Genomic DNA, 17,907 nt, shown 5'->3' on the forward strand with positions numbered 1-17,907 from the left:
TGCGGGCATGCGTGCTCCCTCTGCCCCCGCCCGGCTGCCTCCCGTTCGGCGCTGGCGCGCCCGCTGGACTTCACTTACCCGTCGAACCGCGTGGCGGCGCTGGGCCTGCTGGGGACGGTGGCGCTGGCCCGCCTGCGCGGGCGCGGCTGGGCGGACGCGATAGGAGCAGGAGGTACGGCCTTTCTGGCCTGGGCGACGGCGCGCGAACTCGACCCGGACTTCACGGGCACGGCGAACGCGGCCCTGCCCGTGGCGGCAGTGGCCGGACTGGTCAGCCGCGGCGTTGGGCTGGCCCCGCTGCTCCCGGCGGTGGCCGTCCTGTCGGGCCTGCGGGGGATCGCCGGGACGACGGGGGAGACCCTGACCCGCACCGATCACCTGGGTCTGCTGGCGCAGTCGCTCGCGGCGGCCGGGACAGGCGGCGCCGTGGGGGCGCTCGTGGCCGGTGCGGCCCCCCTCCTGGCCGAAGGCGGGCGGAGCGTGACCCCGCTGATGGGGGCGCTGTTGCCCCCGCTGGCCCCGGCGCGCGGCGGATCGTGGACGGGTGCACTGCTGTCGGCGGCCGCCCTGCCGCTGGCCCGTGACCTGACCGCCCCGGAACCCGTGCAGAGCGCCTGCGACCGCGCCCCCCGCGCCGTGCGGGCCGGGGAGGTCCGCCGCGCCCGGCAGGTCGCCGCGCTGGCGCTGGCCGCCGGGCTGCTCACGCGGCAGTCGCGGGGGCTGCTGCCGCTGGCCGCCGCGTGCCTGACCGTCGCGGCCCGCCGGGCCGGCGCGAACCTCAAGAACACCTGAAGACCCCCCCAGTCAGACTGGGCGCCCGGCGACAGCTCCACGAAGGGTCGCCTCCTACGCTGCACGCATGACCGGACTTCCCAGGCAGATCACGCTGCTGCTCGCCACGATCCTCACACTCGTGATGAACTACCTCAGCAACGCCCTCCCGCTCTTCGGCAACTCGAACAAGGAGGTCAGCGACGCCCTCCCGAACGCCTTCACGCCCGCCGGACTCACGTTCGCCGTGTGGGGACCCATCTTCCTGGGCCTGCTGGCCTTCGCCGTGTACCAGGCGCTGCCCGCCCAGCGCGGCCCCCGCTACGACCGGCTGTTCTGGCCGTTCCTGCTGGGCAACCTGCTGAACGTCTCCTGGCTGCTGGCCTTCCAGAGCCTGAACTTCGGCCCCAGCGTCATCATCATGCTGGCCCTGCTCGCCAGCCTGATCTGGCTGTACCTCACCGTGCGCGGCCTGCCGCCCCAGGGCGCGGAACGCTGGACGCTCGCGCTGCCCACCTCCCTGTACCTGGGCTGGATCAGCGTCGCCACCATCGCCAACATCACCGCGTACCTCGTCAGCGTCGGCGTGACAACCGGCGCGCTGGGCCTCAGCGCGCCCGTCTGGTCCGCCGTGCTCGTCGTGATCGCCGCCGCCATCGGCGTGTTCTTCCTGGCCCGCTTCCACGACTACGCCTTCGCCCTCGTCCTCCTGTGGGCCTTCTACGGCGTGTATGTCGCCCGCCCGGACGCCGCGACCGTCGTGACCGGCGTCGCCATCGCCGCCGTGCTCGTCGTGCTGGGCGCCCTGCTCAGCCTGCGCACCCGCCGCACCGCGCTGTAATCTCACCCCCCGGATGGGCCGCTGCGGGCATGACCGGCAGCGGCCCATCTGCGGTCGCTACACTGAACCTCACATGCATCCCGACTCGCCCCTGGCCCTGATCGGCTACCCCGCCCCGGCCGCCCGCGCCCTGCGCGACCTCGGCCTGATCGCCGTGAACGTCCCCACCGACGACCTGCGCGCCGTGCTGGACGCCAGCCGCACGCTGCACTTCACCGGGGCGCTCGTCCACCCCAGCCAGGAGACGCACGTGCTGGACGCCGTCACGCCCGACGCTGTCGCCCGCCGCGTGGGCCGCGTGGACGCCGTTGCCCTGAGCGGCGAATTCCACGGCACCTTCGCCCTGAGCGACGCGCTGACCGACGCGCTGGACGCCAGCGGGTACGCCTCACGCGGCGCGAGCGCCCTGATCCTTGGCGTGGACGCCCACGACCTCGCCCTGGCCCTGCCCCTCGCCCGGCTGGGCTTCACCGAGATCGGCATCGCCGCCGAGAGCACCCCCGAAGCGGAACGCGCCGCCCGCGACCTCCCCGCCGGCCGCCGCGCCTACCCCTGAGCCGCCGCGACCCCAGCGTCGGCGACTTCGCCGCCCGCGCCGACCTGATCATCCTCACCGCCGGCCCGCTTCCCAGCGGACTCACGCAGCCGTACCACACCGTCATTGACCTGACCGGCCGCGCCAGCGTCACCGGGAGCGGCGCCAGCACCCTCGACCTACGCGACCTGCCCCTGCGCCGCCTCGCGCGGCAACTGGAACACGCCACCGGGCAGCGCTTCCACCCGCAGGAACTCGAAGGAGCCCTCCAGGCCCTCGTGTAAAGGAAAAAGGGAAGAGGCGCACCCAGTAATCCGGGTGCGCCTCTCTTGATGCCCGCTCACAGCGGTTTCCAGTTCCATTGAGGGGCCAAGGGCACGCCCCTCAACTCCACTTCCAACCGCTGTCCTTCGCAGGTGCTCGCTCCGCTCGATTCAGAGATATTGAAGAAGCCCTTCAATACCTCTGAATTCTGCTGTCAGTTGTGGCTGGCGGTGTCCAGTTTCTGCAGGTACGCCTTTCCGCCCTCGAGTTCGGCCTCGAAGCCGTCGGCGGCGGCGAACACCAGGGTCTCGGCCAGCGTTTCGCTCATCAGGTATTCCTGCCACGCCTCGGCGGCCTCGCGGGCGTCGCCGCTGAGGTCCAGGTGGAGGGCGATGCGGTCCTGCACCTCGAATCCGGCTTTCTTGCGGGCGTCCTGCACGCCGCGCACGAGGTCGCGGGCGAGACCCTCAAGTTCCAGTTCGCGGGTGAGGGTGGTGTCGAAGGCCACGAGGTACCCGGCTTCCTCCTGCGCGGCGAAGCCTTCGGGGGACTTGGCGTCCACGAGGACCTCGTCTGGCCCGAGTTCGAAGCGTTCACCGGTCGGTGCCACGACCTCGAACTGCTTGCCGTCGCGCACGAAGCGGGCGACCTCGCTGGCGTCGGCGGCGGCCAGCGCGGCGCGGACCTGCGGGACGGCCTTCCCGAACTTCTTGCCCAGCACCGGGAGGTTGGGGCGCAGCACGTAGCTGACGAGTTCGGTGAACTGGTCGATCAGTTCGACCTCCTTGACGTTCAGTTCCTCCTTGAGCTGCTCGGCGAAGCGGCCCAGCGCCTGGGTCTGGTCGGCGGTGCGGGCGCGGACCATGACCTTCGGCAGGGGCTGACGCTGGCGCATGCCGGTCTGTCCGCGCACGGCGCGGCCCAAGCTGACGACACGCAGCACGGCGTCCATCTCGCCCACCAGGGTCGGCGCGGCCAGCGCCTCGTCCACCTTGGGCCAGGGGGTGAGGTGCACGCTGTCGGGTGCGTCCGGCACCAGCGAGCGCACGAGGTTCCCGTACAGCGTCTCGGCCAGGAACGGCGTGAACGGGGCCGTGAGCTGCGTGACGGTCACCAGCGCGTAGTGCAGCGTGGCGTACGCGTTGTGGTCCGCGCCGTCGTCCCCGGCCCAGAAGCGGCGGCGGTTGCGGCGCACGTACCAGTTGCTCAGGTCCTCCACCACGAAGTCCTGCAGGGCGCGGCTGGCCCCGGTCGGGTCGTAGTTCTCCAGCGCGGCCGTGACCGTGCCGATCAGGGCCTGCACCTTGGCGAGCAGCCAGCGGTCCACCTCGGGGCGCTCGGCGGCGGGCGCGGCGGCCGTCAGGTCCGGCTGGTCGAGGTTTGCGTACAGCACGAAGAACGAGTAGGTGTTCCACAGCGTCAGGAAGTAGGAGCGGAACGCCTCACCGACGAGGTTCATGCCGAAGCGGCGGCTGAGTTCGGGCGGCGCGCTGACGTACATGTACCAGCGGGCGGCGTCCGCGCCGTACTGCTCGAACACGTCCCAGGGGTTCACGACGTTCCCCTTGCTCTTGCTCATCTTCGCGCCCTTCTCGTCGAGGATGTGCCCGGAGCAGATGACGCTCTTGTACGCCACGGAATCGAACACCATCGTGCCGATCTGATGCAGCGAGTTGAACCAGCCGCGCGTCTGGTCGATGGCCTCCGCGATGAAGTCGGCGGGGAAGCCCCCGTTCTCGAACTTCTCCCTGTTCTCGAAGGGGTAGTGGTGCTGCGCGAACGGCATGGAGCCGCTGTCGTACCAGACGTCCATCACGTACGGCACGCGCCGGAAGGTCTTCCCGCCGTCCTCGAAGGTGATGTCGTCCACGAAGGGCCGGTGCGGGTCGAAGTCCGGGCCGGTCAGTTCGGGACGGCCGCTCAGTTCGGCCAGTTCGGCGTAGCTGCCAATCACGCGGTACTCGCCGTCCTCGGCCTCCCACACGGGCAGCGGCGTGCCCCAGTAGCGGTTGCGCGAGAGGTTCCAGTCGATCAGGTTCTCCAGCCACCCGCCGTAGCGGCCGTTCCTGATGTGCGGCGGGTGCCAGTCGATGGTCTGGTTCAGTTCGATCAGGCGCTCTTTCAGGCGGGTGTTGTTCAGGTACCAGCTCTCGGTGGCGTAGTACATCAGCGGGGTGCCGCAGCGCCAGCAGTGCGGGTAGGCGTGCAGGAAGTTCTTCTCGCGCCACATCAGGCCGCGCGCGCGCAGGTCGCGGACGATCTCGGTGTTCGCGTCGCGGAAGAACACGCCCTTCCACGGGCCGAAGCGGTGCTTGCCCTCGCCGTCCACCCCCACGATCACCGGGAAGCCGTAGTTGCGGGCCAGACGCATGTCGTCCTCACCGAAGGCGGGCGCGGTGTGCACGATGCCGGTGCCGTCACTGTCGGACACGTAGGTGTCCAGGCCCGACATCCACACGGGTTTGCCCTCACCCTCGGCCTCGTACGCTTCCGTGAAGAGGGGCTGGTACGCCACGCGCTCCAGTTCGCTCCCCTTGAAGGTCCTGACGACCTCGGCCTCCTCGCCCAGCACCTCGGTCTTCAGGCTGGCGGCCAGGATCAGCACGTGGCCGTCCTTGTCGCGCGCCGCCACGTACTCGAAGTCCGGGTGGATGGCGACGCCCACGTTGTACGGCAGCGTCCAGGGGGTGGTCGTCCACACCAGGAACGCCGCGCCGTCCTCCAGGCCCAGGCTGGCCGGGTCGGTCAGGCGGAACGGCACGTACACGCTGGGATCCTGGATGTCCTTGTAGCCCTCGCTGACCTCGGCGTTGCTGAGGGTCGTGCCGTCCTTGGGGCAGTACGGCGCCACGCGGAAGCCCTTGTACAGCAGGCCCTTCTCGCTGAGGTTCTTGACGCTCCACCAGATGCTCTCGATGTAGTCCTTGTGCAGCGTCATGTACGCGTCGTCCAGGTCCACCCAGTAGCCCATGCGCTCGGTGAACCTGCGCCACTCGGCCTCGTACTCGAAGACGCTGGCGCGGCACTCCGCGTTGAACCGGTCGATGCCGTACGCCTCGACCTCGCGTTTGCTGTTCAGGCCGAGTTTCTTCTCGACGCCCAGCTCGACCGGCAGGCCGTGCGTGTCCCAGCCGGCCTTGCGGGGCACGTGGAAGCCCTGCATGGTCCGGAAGCGCGGGAAGAGGTCCTTGAACGAGCGCGCCTGGACGTGGTGCACGCCGGGCTGACCGTTCGCGGTGGGCGGGCCCTCGAAGAACGTGAAGACGGGACCGCCCTGGGTCTGTTCCAGCGAGCGTTCGAACACGCGTTCGCGCTTCCAGAAGTCGAGGATCCCCTGTTCCAGTGCGGGAAAGTTCGGGTTGCCCTGCACGGGCGTGAAGAGGGTCTTCTTGTCGGTCATGTGATCTCCGGGTGGGTTGTGAGGGGCTGTGTGGGTCGGGCGTCGGAGGCGGGGGTCACCCGCGTCCGAATCGGCCGCCTGGGCCGGGCGGAGCAGAGGGGAAGTGGGCGGGCCAGTCGGGTGCGGACCGGTCGGGTGCGGGGCATGGTCACCTCCGGGGGGTGCGGGTCAGGGGAGAGGGTGGGCGGGGGCCGGACTAGTCGACGATGAACAGCGTGGCCCCCACGTCGGTGCTCGACCGGTGCGGCTCGGTATGGTCGGCCACCTGATACGACTCGCCGGGCCGCAGCGTGAAGGTGCGCCCGTCGGCCAGTTCGGTGTCCAGCTGACCGGCCAGCACGAGCAGGATGTGCCCCTTCTCGCACCAGTGGTCGGCCAGATACCCGGGGGAGTACTCGACCATCCGCACGCGGACCAAGCCGAACTGCCGGGTGCGCCACACGGCCGCGCCGCGCTCGCCGGGGTGCTCGGTGGCAGGCACGTCGGCCCAGGTGGTCACCCCGAAGGGAATGTCGGTCAGGTGCATGGTTCGGGCCTCCGGGGACAGAACACGGGCGAAGCGGGGCAGGAGTGAAGCGGGAAAGGGGACGGCGGGTCTCAGCGGTCACGCCCCCATGTGGGGGGACGGTGCTGGGACGCGCCGCCCCCTGGGGGAGCTGGTGCGTGGTACCACCCAACTTCACCGGCGCGTGCCGGTCTCCATTGGCCCTCTGACGGGGGGTGTCCGGACGGGTCTAGTGCGCCCCCGGGGGAGCGGTTCTTCCGTCGGCGCGGGAGGTGATCTTCGGCTGGCTGGGTCCGCGTCAGGCTCTCACCCTCCCTGACTCGCTCGTGCGTTCCGCTGGTGCCCGCGTACTGTCCTCTCGGTCGCCCTGATGTCTCACCCCGGTTTGGGGTGCCCCTCATGGTAGGGCGGCAGGCTGGGAACGGTCAACGTGGCTCCCCCGGGAGCCGCGCTTGCGGGTATGCTGGAGGGCAGTCTCTTCCGCTGCCCCCACCCCCTGCCCCCGGCGCGATACGTGTGAAAAGCGTCAGCGCGTGTTTAGAATCGGCCTCAGGAGTAACACGAATGACCTGCCCCACCCATCCCGCCTGCCCGACTGCCTGCCCCGCCCCGCGCGCGGCGGGCCGGTCGGCCGGCGTTCCGCACCTGCCCCCCCTGCCGGAGGCCCCGCTGTGACCGACGCCCACCAGAGCCTCCCCTTCCACGAACTGCAACAGAAGATCCTGCCCGAACTGCACCTGATCGCCGCCGGGTACGGCATCGAGAACTACCGCAAGCTGAAAAAAGACGCCCTGGCCCTGGCCATCATGGAGCGGCAGGCCGCCAGCGAGGGCCAGCTGCTCGCGCGCGGCTTCCTGGAGATCAGCCCCGACGGGTACGGCTTCCTGCAGGCCGACCTGCTCGACCCGAACAGCCGCACGGTGCTCATCAGCGCCGGCGTGATCAAGCAGTACCACCTGCGCACCGGGGACGAGATCATCGGCCGCGCCCGCAAGCCCCGCGAGAACGAGCGCTTCGGCTCGCTCGTGCAGGTGGAAGCCGTCAACGGCGTGGATCCCGAGACGGCCCGCCGCCGCCCGCGCTTCGACGACCTGACCCCCACCTTCCCGGACGCGCAGCTCGTGCTGGAAGACCCCAGCATGGACGACGGCCTGAGCCTGCGCGTCGTGGACCTGCTCGTGCCCATCGGGCGCGGGCAGCGCGCCCTGATCGTCGCGCCGCCCAAGGCCGGGAAGACCAGCCTGCTGAAGAAGGTCGCGAACTCCATCGTCAAGAACTACCCGGACGTGACCGTCATGGTGCTGCTCGTCGACGAGCGCCCCGAGGAGGTCACGGACTTCCGCGAGAGCGTGCAGGGCGCGCAGGTCATCGCCAGCACCTTCGACGAGCCGCCCCAGCACCACGTGCGCGTGGCGGAGTTCGTGCACGAACGCGCCCGGCGCATCGTGGAGGAAGGCGGCCACGTGGTGATCCTGCTCGATTCCATCACGCGACTGGCCCGCGCGAACAACCTCGTGACCCCACCCACCGGGCGCACCCTGTCCGGCGGTCTGGACTCCAACGCCCTGCACTGGCCCAAGCGCTTCCTGGGCGCGGCGCGCAACATCCGCGAGGGCGGCAGCCTGACCATCCTGGCCACCGCCCTCGTCGAGACCGGCAGCCGCATGGACGACGTGATCTTCGAGGAATTCAAGGGCACCGGCAACGCGGAACTCGTGCTGTCGCGCCGCCTCGAGGAACGCCGCATCTTCCCGGCGCTGGACATCCTGAAGTCCGGCACGCGCCGCGAGGAACTGCTGCTACAGCCTGAAGTCCTGAAGAAGATGTGGCTGCTGCGCAAGGTCATCAGCGACATGGACCCGGCGGACGCGATGGAGATGCTGCTCTCCCGCATGGGTAAAACCCGGAACAACGTCGAATTCCTGGCGGCCCTGGCCGGCGGCTGACGTTCGTCTACTCGATCCCCCGATTCGGAGCTCACACTTGTCTTTGCCTTCCCTTCGCCGCGCGACGCGGCTTCTGACCCTCGGCGCGCTGCTGGGCCTCGCCCACGCGCAACAAGCCACCCCCGAAGAGCGCCTGCTGGCCCCACTGCAACTGCAGCTGGACGCCCCGGCGGACGTGGTGCTCAGCCGTGACAGCGGCGAGCGCGTGCTGGAACTCGTCACCTCCCGCAACACGCCGCTGCCGAACGTCGCGCGGCGCTACGGCCTGACGCCGGGCGCCGTGAAGCTGGCCTCGGCGCGCGGCGCCACCCAGGTCGTGCAGCTCAGCCTGCCCGGCCGCGTGCAGGAACGCCAGCCGCAGCGGCCCCAGTCCGTCGTCACGTACCGCGTGAGGCCCGGCGACACCATGGCCCGGGTCGCCAGCCGCTTCGGCCTCACGGTGGTCGATCTGCTGGGCGTGAACCTCGACCGCACCAGCCTCGACCGCCTGCCGGTGGGCAGCACCCTGAACGTCCCCACCGGGGCGCGCGGGCTGCTGGTGCGGATCAAGCCGGGGCAGTCGGCCCTGTCGCTGATCGCCGGGTACGGCGCGGACCTGCTGACCACCGCGCGCGCCAACGACGTGTTGCCCACCGAGCTGGACGTGGGTGACGAGCTGCTGCTGCCCGGCATCCGCGCCGAGGGCTTCGCGCAGCAGCTGGCCGAGAAGCGCGAGGCCGAGCGCCGCGCCGCCATCGCCGCGCAGCGTCAGGCCCAGTACGAGAAGTTCCTGACCTGGAAGCAAGGCCGCGAGAAGGCCCGGCTGGAAGCCAAGTACGCCGCGCAGGAGCAGTACGAGAAGTTCCTGGCCTGGAAGAACAGCCCCGAGCGCAAGGCCGCCATCGCCGCGCTGGAACGCCAGCAGCAGTTCGAGGCCGCGCAGGCGGCCGCCCAGGCCCGCGCGCGGCAGACCGCGCAGCGCGCCGCCGTGGCCACCGTCAGCCTCGCGCCGGGCCGCAGCGGGCTGGTGTGGCCCATGCGCAGTTACCGCCTGACCAGCCGCTACGCCGAGCGGGACATCGCCTTCCACCAGCAGGTGTTCCACGGCGGGATCGATCTGGCTGCTCCCTACGGCACGCCGATCTACGCGGCGTCGGCAGGTCGCGTCACGCAGAGCGGCTACGGGGCGTATGGTCTGAACGTGTACACGCAGAGTGGAGACAGCACGCTGGTCTACGGCCATATGAGCCGCGCGGCCGTCACGGCCGGGCAGAACGTGGCGCAGGGGCAGCTGCTGGGGTACATCGGCTGCACCGGGATCTGCACCGGGCCGCACCTGCACTTCGAGGTGCGGCTGGGCGGGCAGACCGTGGATCCGCTGGGCCTGCTGCCATGACCGGCGGCGCGGTGCGCTTGCTGGTTGTGGACGACGAGGAGCAGATCCTGGAACTGCTCGATCTGACCCTGGCGATTCACGGTTACGAGGTCTGCACGGCCAGCAGCGGCCCACGGGCGCTGGAGCTGCTGGCCCACGAGGCCATCGACGTGATCGTGATGGACGTGCTGATGGCGCCCTGGGACGGGTTCGAGACGGTGCGGCGCATGGCGGCCCAGCACGGCCCGGCGCTGCCGCCGGTGGTCTTCCTGTCCGGGCTGGCGCGGCCGGCCGTGATGCCGGAGCTGGGGCCGGACGTGGTGCAGGAGTACCTGGTCAAGCCGTTCCGCCCGTCGCAGCTGGTCGAGCGGATTGAGGAGGCCCGCCGCCGCAGGCCGTCCAGCTAGCCCCACCCCCCAGAAACTGACCCCACCGGCTACCTGAAAGTGACCCTCCCGGTGGGGTCAGTTCTCGTTTACCCTGCGGGCATGACCGAAGCGACCACCGGTACCCCCGCCCTGAAGCAGGGCTTCGCTGAGATGTTCAAGGGCGGCGTCATCATGGACGTCGTCACCGCCGACCAGGCCCGCATCGCCGAGGCCGCCGGCGCGACCGCCGTCATGGCCCTCGAGCGCGTCCCCGCCGACATCCGCAAGGACGGCGGCGTGGCCCGCATGAGCGACCCCAAGATGATCAAGGAGATCATCGGCGCCGTCAGCATCCCCGTCATGGCGAAAGTCCGCATCGGGCACATCGTCGAGGCGCAGATCCTCCAGGCGCTCGGCGTAGACTTCATCGACGAGTCCGAGGTCCTGACCCCCGCCGACGACCAGTACCACATACTCAAGCACGACTTCAAGGTGCCCTTCGTGTGCGGCGCCAAGAACCTCGGCGAGGCCCTGCGCCGCGTGGGCGAGGGCGCCAGCATGATCCGCACCAAGGGTGAGGCCGGCACCGGCAACGTCATCGAGGCCGTCCGCCACGCCCGCACCGTGCTCGGCGAGATCAAGCACATTCAGGCCCGCCCGGCCGAGGAACTCATGACCGTCTCCCGCGACCTCCAGGCGCCCTACGAACTGGTCCGCTACGTGCACGAGCACGGCAAGCTGCCCGTCGTGAACTTCGCCGCCGGTGGCGTCGCCACGCCCGCCGACGCCGCCCTGATGATGCTGCTGGGCCTCGACGGCGTGTTCGTCGGCAGCGGCATCTTCAAGAGCGACAACCCCGAGCGCCGCGCGCAGGCCATCGTGAAGGCCGTCACGCACTTCCAGAACGCCGACGTGCTCGCCGAGATCAGCGAGGACCTGGGCGCGCCCATGACCGGCATCAACATCGACGACCTGATTCCCGCCGAGCGCCTCGCCGCGCGCGGCTGGTAAACATGGCCCGCATCGGCGTGCTGGCCCTCCAGGGCGCGTTCCGCGAGCACCGCGCCGCCCTGGACCGCCTGGGCGCCCAGGTGACCGAGGTGCGCCTCGCCGCGGACCTGGACGGCCTGCACGGCCTGATCCTGCCCGGCGGGGAGAGCACCACCATGGCCCGCCTGATGAGCGAGTACGCGCTGTGGGAGCCCCTGCGGGCCTTCCACGCGCGCGGCGGGCAGCTGTGGGGCACCTGCGCGGGCGCGATCCTGCTGTCCCGTGAGGTGCAGGGCGCCCCACCGCAGTTCGGGCGGCAGGACAGCCTGGGCCTGCTGGACGTGACCGTGCAGCGCAACGCCTTCGGCCGCCAGATCGACTCGTTCACGACCGGGCTGGACGTGCGCGGCCTGACTGGCGCGTTCCCCGCCGTGTTCATCCGCGCGCCCGCCTTCGCCCGCGTCGGTGAGGGCGTGGAGGTCCTCGCCGAATACGACGGGCAGGCCGTCGCGGTGCGGCAGGGCCGCGTGCTCGCCACGGCGTTCCACCCGGAACTCACCGGCGACGACCGCCTGCACGACCTGTTCCTCCAGGGCTGCCTCACCCCCGCCTGACCGCAGACACAACAGGCCGCCACCTCCGACTGGGGTGGCGGCCTTTCTGTGGTCGTCAATCGTTGCTGGCGGGTGCGGGCGCCTGGGCGGGGTGCGTGACACGCAGGCGCAGGCTCAGCGCCAGGGCCACGGCGACCAGCCCCAGCGCCAGCAGGTAGGCGCGGCGCAGGCCCTCGGCCAGCTCGAAGCCGCCGCTCTGGATAGCGGCCGAGCCGATCAGCAGCGCCATCAGCGCGGTGCCCAGCGCGCCGCCCATCTGCCGGGCGAACAGCACGCCGCTCGTAACGGCGCCCAGTTCCTCGCGGCTGGACGTCTCCTGCGCGGCCAGCAGCAGGCTCAGCATGGAAAAGCCCATGCCGGTGCCCACCGCGAAGCCCAGTGCGCTCGTGACCCACAGCGGCGCGTGCACCGCGAAGATCAGCGCGCCGAACATCACGACGAGCACCGCGAAGCCCACCTGCGCGATGCGGGCCAGCGGGACGGTCTTCACCAGCCGCGCCGTCACGATGGCCGTCAGGGTCCAGCCCACCAGCATGGGGGTCAGGATCGCCCCGCCCGCCGTGGCCCCGCCGCCCGTGACGCCCTGCGCGTACAGCGGCAGGTACGCGATCACGCCGAAGTACGCCGCGCCGCCGAGCAGGTTCCCGGCGAACGCCACGCGCGGCAGCCGCTCGCGCAGGGCGCGCATGGGCAGCAGCGGGTCCGGGTGGCGGCGTTCGAGGACCACCGCGCCCGCCAGCGTCACGGCGCCCAGGATCACGAGCAGCCACTGCCGCTGTTCCAGTCCCCACACGACCAGCCCGCTGCCCAGCGTGAACAGCGCCGCGCCCGCCCAGTCGAGTCTGGCGGGGCGGGGCCGCCCGGTTTCCGGCAGGAAGCGCAGGGCCAGCAGCAGCGCCGCCGCGCCGAAGGGCAGGCTGGCGTAGAACGTCCAGCGCCACGAGAGCGTCTCGGTGAGCCAGCCGCCCAGCAGCGGCCCCACCAGCCCGGACACGCCCCACACGCCGGAGATGAACGACTGCACGCGGCTGCGTTCCTGAAGCGAGTACAGTTCCCCGACCATGGTGAGGGTCAGGGGCAGCAGGCCGCCCGCGCCGACGCCCTGCACGACCCGCGCGGCGATCAGCATGGCCATGGAGTGGCTCTGGCCGCACAGGGCCGAGCCGATCAGGAAGATCAGGACCGCGGCGAGGTACAGGCGTCGCCGGCCGACCACGTCGCTGGCGCGGCCCCACAGGGGGCTGCTGACCGTGCTGGTCAGCAGGTAGACCGCGAAGGGCAGGGCGTACAGGGTCTCGCCGCCCAGGTCGCGGATGACGCTGGGCATGGCGGTGGCGACCACGCTGGCTTCCAGCGCGGCCAGGAACACACCCACGACCAGACCGGTGGTGGCCAGCTGCCGGGCCTGGGGGCTCAGGTTGGGGAGGGCATTCACCTGCGCAGCGTACTCCTGTGAAGGCCCCGTCAAGGGTGGAGCTGGATTCACACGATCTGAATCGTTACAGTCTGCTCATGAGCATGCATCAGCGTCCGCTGGGCCGCACCGGCCTGAACGTCACCGAGATCGGCTACGGCGCCTGGGGCATCGGCGCGGACATGTGGAAGGGCGCGCAGGACGACCACAGCCTGGACGCCCTGCGCCGCTACGTCGAACTGGGCGGCAACTTCATCGATACCGCCATGGGCTACGGCAGCGGCCACAGCGAACGCCTCGTGGGGCAGGTCGCGCGCGAGCACCCCGGTACGCTCGTCGCCACGAAGATCAGCCCGAAGAACATGGAGTGGCCCGCCACGCCCGGCACCACCGCCGACGAGGCCTTCCCGGGCCAGTACATCACCGACATGACCCGCGCCAGCCTGGAGCGCCTGGGCCTGCCGACCATCGACGTGCAGCAGCTGCACGTCTGGAACGACAGCTGGCTGGGCCAGGGCGACTGGCAGGACGCCGTCGCGCAGCTCAAGCGCGACGGGCTGATCCGCGCGTTCGGCATCAGCGTCAACGACCACCAGCCGGACAACGCCGTCAGGGCCGTCGAGGCGGGCGCCGTGGACTCCGTGCAGGTCATCTACAACGTGTTCGACCAGTCCCCACAGGACCGCCTGCTCGACGCCTGCCGCGAGCACGGCGTGGGCGTCATCGTGCGCGTGGCGCTCGACGAGGGAAGCCTGACCGGCACCCTCACCCAGGACTCCACCTTCCCCGAGGGCGACTGGCGCAACGGCTACTTCGGCGGCGACCGCCTGAGCCAGCTGCAACCCCGCCTGCGCGCCATCGAACAGGACCTCGGCATCCACACCGACCAGCTCGCCGAGACCAGCCTGCGCTTCGTGCTGTCGCACCCCGCCGTGTCCACCGTGATCGTCGGGATGCGCTCGGTGCGCAACGTGGAACGCAACGCCGCGCTGGCCGACGGGCGCGGCCTGCCGCAGGATCAGGTGGAGCGCCTGCGCGCGCACCGCTGGGACCGCAACTGGTACCAGAGCGCCGAGTGAACACCGGCGAAGGGGCCGCCGGTATGGGTTCGGCGGCCCCTTCGCCGGTGTCTCCTCAGCTGGCCCGCGGCGGCAGGCGCACGATGGTCAGCATGTACCGGCCGAGCGCCTGGATCGCCTCGTAGAACTTGCCGAACTCGACGGGTTTCACGACGTAACTGGCGGCGTAGGCCTGATACGAGCGCAGGATGTCCTCCTCGGCGCGGCTGGTGGTCAGCATGATCACCGGAATGGTCATCAGCTGCGGATCCTGCTTGACCTCGCGCAGCACCTCCAGGCCGTTCATGCGCGGCATGTTGATGTCGAGCAGGATCACGTCCGGGCGGGGCTGCGCCGGGTCGCGCAGAAAGTCCAGCGCCTCAACGCCGTCGCGCGCCACGTGCAGGTGGGTGTGGATCCCGGCTTCCTGGAAGGCCTCCTGGGTCAGGATGATGTCGGCCTCACTGTCCTCGACCAGCAGCAGGTGGATGGGTATAGGCGTGTGGGTCTGGGTCATGACGGTGCCTCCGGCCCCCGCGGGGCCACTGCTGCCCAGTCTGGCAGGCCCGCATGGTCCGGCCGTGCAGCGCGCGTTTACGGCCCCCGCACGCTTCCTTATGGCTCCCTTGACCTGAGCCGGGCCGCTGACCGGCCGCCTGACCGGGCGCAGGGAGCCGGCGCCCTGCACTAGTCTGGCGGCATGAACGTCCTGCAATACGCTCTGGCGGGTGGCGCGGCCTTCCGCTCGCCCGGTGACCTGCTGGGCGGCCTGACGCTGGCGGAGGCCACCCGCGCCGCGCCGGGAGTGCCGTACACGCTCGCGGAGCTCCTCGCGCACCTTCAGGTCACGCAGCGGGCCAGCCTGGATCTCGCGTCGGGCCGCACCGACCGCTGGCCCGATGGACTGGATGTCTGGCCCGGTGCCCCTGCCAGTGACGCCGAACTGGTCGCCCTGCTGGCCGACCTCCAGACCGGGCTGGCCGAGGCGCAGGCGCTGGCCGCCGGTCCCAGCAGCCGCGCCCGGGACGTCCTGACCGATCTGGCGGCGCACAGCGCATATCACTGGGGGCAGGTGGCGCTGATCCGCCGCCTGCACGGCACGCTGCCCGCGCCGGAGCGCGCGTGACGGTCATCGTCGGGTCCCTGAATCCCGGCAAGGTGCAGCCCGTCCAGGAGGTGTTCGCCGCCCTGTGGCCGGACCTGGCGGTGCGTGGCGCGGCGGTGCCCAGCGGCGTGCGCGACCAGCCGCTCGGGGTGGGGGAGACCCGCCGGGGCGCCCTGAACCGCGCTCGGCGCGCCGCCCGCCTGCCCGGCGCGACCTGGGGCGTGGGCCTGGAGGGCGGCGTGCGGGTCGAGCGGGGACAGGGCTGGCTGTTCGGCGTGGTGGCCGCCGCGCGCGCCGGGGACGGCCTGCTCCTGAGCGCCCGCACCGCCGAGCTGCCCGTGCCCCCGGCCGTCCTGCCGCGCGTGCTGGCCGGCGAGGAACTGGGCGGCGTGATGGACGAGCTGCTGGGCACCCACGACCTGAAACGCGGGGCGGGCACGGTGGGGGCCCTGACCGGCGGACTGGTGACCCGGCCGGGCGTGTGGGCGCAGGCGCTCGCGCTGGCCCTGGCGCCGGCGCGGCATCCCGAGCTGTACCCGCCGGCTCTGCCGGTGCGAACGAACGTGCGTTAGGCGTGGTCTGGTAGGCTCGGGCGCGTGAGCACCTGGATCCAGTCCCGCCAGATCGGCCCCGCTGCCGTCCACTCCCTGACCGACGGCCAGTTCCGCCTGGACGGCGGCGCGATGTTCGGCAGCGTGCCCCGCGTCCTGTGGGAACGCGCCACGACCCCCGACGAACTGAACCGCATCCGGCTGCGCATCAACCCCCTGCTGATCCAGCTCGGCGGCGAGAACATCCTCGTCGAGACCGGCATGTGGGACCAGGGCGGCGAGAAATTCGAGGCCATGTACGCCCTGGACCGCGACGAGACCGTGTTCCGGGGTCTGGACGCCCTGGGCCTGAGCCCCGGGGACATCCACCTCGTGATCAACACGCACCTGCACTTCGACCACGCCGGCCGCAACGTCACCACGCTCGGCGACCCCACCTTCCCGAACGCCCGCTACGTCGTGCAGAAACAGGAACTCCACGACGCCCGCCACACCCACGAACGCAGCCGCGCCAGCTACCTCCCCGCGTACATCGACCCCATCGAGCACGCGGGCCTGTTCGAAGTCGTGGACGGCGAACACGAACTGCGCCCCGGCCTGAGCGTCCTGCCGCTGCCCGGTCACAACCTCGGCCAGCAGGGCGTCGTGCTGCGCCAGGACGGACAGACCCTGGTGTACGTCGCCGACCTGATTCCCACCCTGGCCCACGCGCCCACCGCGTACATCATGGGTTACGACCTCTACCCCGTCACCACCCTGGAAACCCGCAAACGGTACCTGGGCCAGTGGTTTGAGGAGGGCGCCATCATCTGCACCCCCCACGACCCCGACACCGCCTTCGCGCAGCTGCACCCGAACCCGAAAGGCGGCTTCACCCTGAGCGCCGCGCAGCCCTGAGCGCCCCCGCCAGCCCGGCCGCGCTACCCTGGCCATCCATGCGTGCTCTCCTGCCCCTCTGGCTGCTCCTGTGCGCCCTGCCTCCCGTCCAGGCGGCCGGGCTCGACCCCCACTACTATCCCCACCGCCCCGGCACCCGCTGGACGTACACCAGCGGCGAAACCCAGCTCGTCGGGGCGCCCGTCACCCACCGGGGGGTGGGCGTCGTGCCGGTCAGCCACCAGTACGGCGGCACCACCTTCAGCCAGGATCTGCTCGAATACCGCGCCGACGGCAGCGTCTGGCTGCGCGGCGTCAACGCCGCCGGGCGCCTCAGCTGGTACACCCCGCCGCTGCTGGTCTATCCCGCCGGGCCGCTCAGAACGGGCCAGACGTGGCAGTCCGCCAGCGGGGGCCTGAGCATGACCGTCCGCGTGACCGGCACGGCCCCCCTCAAACTCCCGGCCGGGAACTTCAACACCCTGATCCTGCGCAGCGAGACGGTCACGGGGGGAACACCAGCGTGCAGCTCTCGTATTTCGTGCCGGCCCTGGGCATCGTGCGCTACGAGACGGCCGACGGCAGCCGCATCGACCTGCGCCGCTAGGCCTCAGGCGCCGTTCTTGCGGCGGCGGGCCCGGTAGGTCAGCAGCGAGACGTACATCTTCGTGCGGGCCTTCGCGCCGCCCCAGAAGCCCCGCTTCTTCTCCTTGACCACCTGCGCCACGTTCGGCAGCTCCACGTACGCCCAGCGCGCCCCGGTCGCCTTCAGGTGCCGCGTGATCGCCGGTTCCGGCCAGCGCTCGGCCGCCAGATCCGGCACGGCCAGCAGCCACTCGCGGCGGCAGGACCGCTGCCCGCTCAGGTGCGGCGTGAGCTTGTTGCCCCAGTCGGTCACGAAACCGCCCCCCTCGAACACCCCGATGCTCATGTCCAGCTCGCCGCGCAGCACTGGGTCGCTCAGCATGCGCAGATGCTCGGCGCTCAGGCCCGTCAGGTCGGCGTCCAGCAGCACCACCACCTCCGCGTGGGTGGCCAGCAGCGCCGCGTGCAGCGCCCCGCCCTTGCCCACGTTCTGCGGCAGGTCCACGACGACGGCGCCCGCCTCGCGCGCCACGCGCGCCGTGTCGTCCACGCTGCCGTCCGAGGCCACGACCACCTCCGCCGTGAAGGTTCGCGCCACGCGTACCACCTCGGCGACGGTGTCCTCCTCATTGAAGGCCGCAATCACAACCGCAGGAGAAGACGCACTGACCGACATGCCGCCCATGCTACCTGCCCGCGCCCCTCCCACCAACTATCCAGGGCGCGGCGC

The 17,907-nt window shown here is 71.1% G+C and carries 18 protein-coding genes; 13 read left to right on the forward strand and 5 right to left on the reverse strand.

Annotated elements, in window-relative coordinates; genetic code table 11:
- The first annotated feature begins 90 nt into the window (after positions 1-90).
- From AUC44_RS06745 to AUC44_RS17025, 3 genes are all read left to right on the forward strand, one after another.
- Positions 91-792 carry a hypothetical protein gene (locus AUC44_RS06745; RefSeq protein WP_062157955.1) on the forward strand — a complete coding sequence of 234 codons (702 nt, stop codon included), beginning with the start codon at positions 91-93 and terminating at the stop codon, positions 790-792.
- A 67-nt stretch (positions 793-859) separates the two neighbouring features.
- Positions 860-1,612 (forward strand): tryptophan-rich sensory protein, encoded by a 753-nt coding sequence (locus tag AUC44_RS06750; protein WP_062157956.1) that lies wholly within the window; start codon positions 860-862, stop codon positions 1,610-1,612.
- A gap of 73 nt (positions 1,613-1,685) precedes the next feature.
- Positions 1,686-2,168 carry a hypothetical protein gene (locus tag AUC44_RS17025; RefSeq protein WP_231724551.1) on the forward strand — a complete coding sequence of 161 codons (483 nt, stop codon included), beginning with the start codon at positions 1,686-1,688 and terminating at the stop codon, positions 2,166-2,168.
- 457 nt (positions 2,169-2,625) lie between these two features.
- Here the strand turns inward: AUC44_RS17025 and ileS are convergent, their stop codons facing one another.
- On the reverse strand, positions 2,626-5,811 hold the full coding sequence (ileS, locus tag AUC44_RS06760) for an isoleucine--tRNA ligase (RefSeq protein ID WP_062157957.1): 3,186 nt from the start codon (positions 5,809-5,811) through the stop codon (positions 2,626-2,628).
- Positions 5,812-6,007: 196 nt separating this feature from the next.
- Positions 6,008-6,337 (reverse strand): DHCW motif cupin fold protein, encoded by a 330-nt coding sequence (locus AUC44_RS06765; protein ID WP_062157958.1) that lies wholly within the window; start codon positions 6,335-6,337, stop codon positions 6,008-6,010.
- A gap of 650 nt (positions 6,338-6,987) precedes the next feature.
- On the opposite strand from AUC44_RS06765, the gene rho reads away from it, so the two are divergent.
- The 5 genes from rho to pdxT all read left to right on the forward strand — a co-directional run bounded on the left by rho (position 6,988) and on the right by pdxT (position 11,588).
- A complete protein-coding gene (rho, locus tag AUC44_RS06770; protein WP_062157959.1) occupies positions 6,988-8,262 on the forward strand; it encodes a transcription termination factor Rho in 1,275 nt (424 codons plus the stop codon).
- Between the two features lie 43 nt (positions 8,263-8,305).
- Positions 8,306-9,637 carry a peptidoglycan DD-metalloendopeptidase family protein gene (locus AUC44_RS06775; RefSeq protein WP_062157960.1) on the forward strand — a complete coding sequence of 444 codons (1,332 nt, stop codon included), beginning with the start codon at positions 8,306-8,308 and terminating at the stop codon, positions 9,635-9,637.
- A gap of 11 nt (positions 9,638-9,648) precedes the next feature.
- The gene (locus tag AUC44_RS06780; protein WP_335338693.1) at positions 9,649-10,023 is read left to right on the forward strand and encodes a response regulator; all 375 of its coding nucleotides are present in this window, start codon (positions 9,649-9,651) and stop codon (positions 10,021-10,023) included.
- A gap of 81 nt (positions 10,024-10,104) precedes the next feature.
- Positions 10,105-10,995, forward strand: coding sequence for a pyridoxal 5'-phosphate synthase lyase subunit PdxS (pdxS, locus tag AUC44_RS06785; protein WP_062157962.1), 891 nt, complete (start codon positions 10,105-10,107; stop codon positions 10,993-10,995).
- 2 nt (positions 10,996-10,997) lie between these two features.
- On the forward strand, positions 10,998-11,588 hold the full coding sequence (pdxT, locus tag AUC44_RS06790) for a pyridoxal 5'-phosphate synthase glutaminase subunit PdxT (RefSeq protein ID WP_062157963.1): 591 nt from the start codon (positions 10,998-11,000) through the stop codon (positions 11,586-11,588).
- 55 nt (positions 11,589-11,643) lie between these two features.
- Here the strand turns inward: pdxT and AUC44_RS06795 are convergent, their stop codons facing one another.
- Positions 11,644-13,023: an MDR family MFS transporter gene (locus AUC44_RS06795; RefSeq protein WP_062157964.1), complete on the reverse strand. Its 1,380-nt coding sequence runs from the start codon at positions 13,021-13,023 to the stop codon at positions 11,644-11,646.
- Positions 13,024-13,106: 83 nt separating this feature from the next.
- Here AUC44_RS06795 and AUC44_RS06800 point away from each other — a divergent pair, with 83 nt between their 5' ends.
- Positions 13,107-14,081: an aldo/keto reductase gene (locus tag AUC44_RS06800; RefSeq protein WP_062159721.1), complete on the forward strand. Its 975-nt coding sequence runs from the start codon at positions 13,107-13,109 to the stop codon at positions 14,079-14,081.
- Between the two features lie 55 nt (positions 14,082-14,136).
- Here the strand turns inward: AUC44_RS06800 and AUC44_RS06805 are convergent, their stop codons facing one another.
- On the reverse strand, positions 14,137-14,577 hold the full coding sequence (locus AUC44_RS06805) for a response regulator (protein WP_062157965.1): 441 nt from the start codon (positions 14,575-14,577) through the stop codon (positions 14,137-14,139).
- A gap of 183 nt (positions 14,578-14,760) precedes the next feature.
- On the opposite strand from AUC44_RS06805, the gene AUC44_RS06810 reads away from it, so the two are divergent.
- Genes AUC44_RS06810 through AUC44_RS06825 form a run of 4 tightly spaced genes read left to right on the forward strand, consistent with a single transcriptional unit; the run spans position 14,761 to position 17,236 of the window.
- The gene (locus AUC44_RS06810) at positions 14,761-15,186 is read left to right on the forward strand and encodes a DinB family protein (RefSeq protein WP_062157966.1); all 426 of its coding nucleotides are present in this window, start codon (positions 14,761-14,763) and stop codon (positions 15,184-15,186) included.
- Positions 15,183-15,737 carry an inosine/xanthosine triphosphatase gene (gene yjjX / locus AUC44_RS06815; RefSeq protein ID WP_062157967.1) on the forward strand — a complete coding sequence of 185 codons (555 nt, stop codon included), beginning with the start codon at positions 15,183-15,185 and terminating at the stop codon, positions 15,735-15,737. The genes AUC44_RS06810 and yjjX overlap by 4 nt, the downstream gene beginning before the upstream one ends.
- Before the next feature lie 24 nt (positions 15,738-15,761).
- Complete coding sequence (locus AUC44_RS06820) at positions 15,762-16,613, forward strand: MBL fold metallo-hydrolase (RefSeq protein ID WP_062157968.1); 852 nt, start codon at positions 15,762-15,764, stop codon at positions 16,611-16,613.
- A gap of 38 nt (positions 16,614-16,651) precedes the next feature.
- On the forward strand, positions 16,652-17,236 hold the full coding sequence (locus AUC44_RS06825) for a hypothetical protein (protein ID WP_062157969.1): 585 nt from the start codon (positions 16,652-16,654) through the stop codon (positions 17,234-17,236).
- On the opposite strand, the gene AUC44_RS06830 is transcribed toward AUC44_RS06825, so the two are convergent.
- On the reverse strand, positions 17,203-17,853 hold the full coding sequence (locus tag AUC44_RS06830) for a glycosyltransferase family 2 protein (protein ID WP_062157970.1): 651 nt from the start codon (positions 17,851-17,853) through the stop codon (positions 17,203-17,205). The two genes, AUC44_RS06825 and AUC44_RS06830, sit on opposite strands and share 34 nt — an antisense overlap.
- Between the last annotated feature and the right edge of the window lie 54 nt (positions 17,854-17,907).

This window comes from Deinococcus actinosclerus, assembly GCF_001507665.1.
GTDB classification, from domain to species: domain Bacteria; phylum Deinococcota; class Deinococci; order Deinococcales; family Deinococcaceae; genus Deinococcus; species Deinococcus actinosclerus.

What these genes read in the sequence shown, in the direction of transcription:
- AUC44_RS06750 (WP_062157956.1), top strand. Translation starts at nt 860, where the DNA reads ATGACCGGACTTCCCAGGCAGATCACGCTGCTGCTCGCCACGATCCTC.
- AUC44_RS17025 (WP_231724551.1), top strand. Translation starts at nt 1,686, where the DNA reads ATGCATCCCGACTCGCCCCTGGCCCTGATCGGCTACCCCGCCCCGGCC.
- ileS (WP_062157957.1), bottom strand. Translation starts at nt 5,811, where the DNA reads ATGACCGACAAGAAGACCCTCTTCACGCCCGTGCAGGGCAACCCGAAC.
- AUC44_RS06765 (WP_062157958.1), bottom strand. Translation starts at nt 6,337, where the DNA reads ATGCACCTGACCGACATTCCCTTCGGGGTGACCACCTGGGCCGACGTG.
- pdxS (WP_062157962.1), top strand. Translation starts at nt 10,105, where the DNA reads ATGACCGAAGCGACCACCGGTACCCCCGCCCTGAAGCAGGGCTTCGCT.
- pdxT (WP_062157963.1), top strand. Translation starts at nt 10,998, where the DNA reads ATGGCCCGCATCGGCGTGCTGGCCCTCCAGGGCGCGTTCCGCGAGCAC.
- AUC44_RS06800 (WP_062159721.1), top strand. Translation starts at nt 13,107, where the DNA reads ATGCATCAGCGTCCGCTGGGCCGCACCGGCCTGAACGTCACCGAGATC.
- AUC44_RS06805 (WP_062157965.1), bottom strand. Translation starts at nt 14,577, where the DNA reads ATGACCCAGACCCACACGCCTATACCCATCCACCTGCTGCTGGTCGAG.
- AUC44_RS06810 (WP_062157966.1), top strand. Translation starts at nt 14,761, where the DNA reads ATGAACGTCCTGCAATACGCTCTGGCGGGTGGCGCGGCCTTCCGCTCG.
- AUC44_RS06825 (WP_062157969.1), top strand. Translation starts at nt 16,652, where the DNA reads ATGCGTGCTCTCCTGCCCCTCTGGCTGCTCCTGTGCGCCCTGCCTCCC.
- AUC44_RS06830 (WP_062157970.1), bottom strand. Translation starts at nt 17,853, where the DNA reads ATGTCGGTCAGTGCGTCTTCTCCTGCGGTTGTGATTGCGGCCTTCAAT.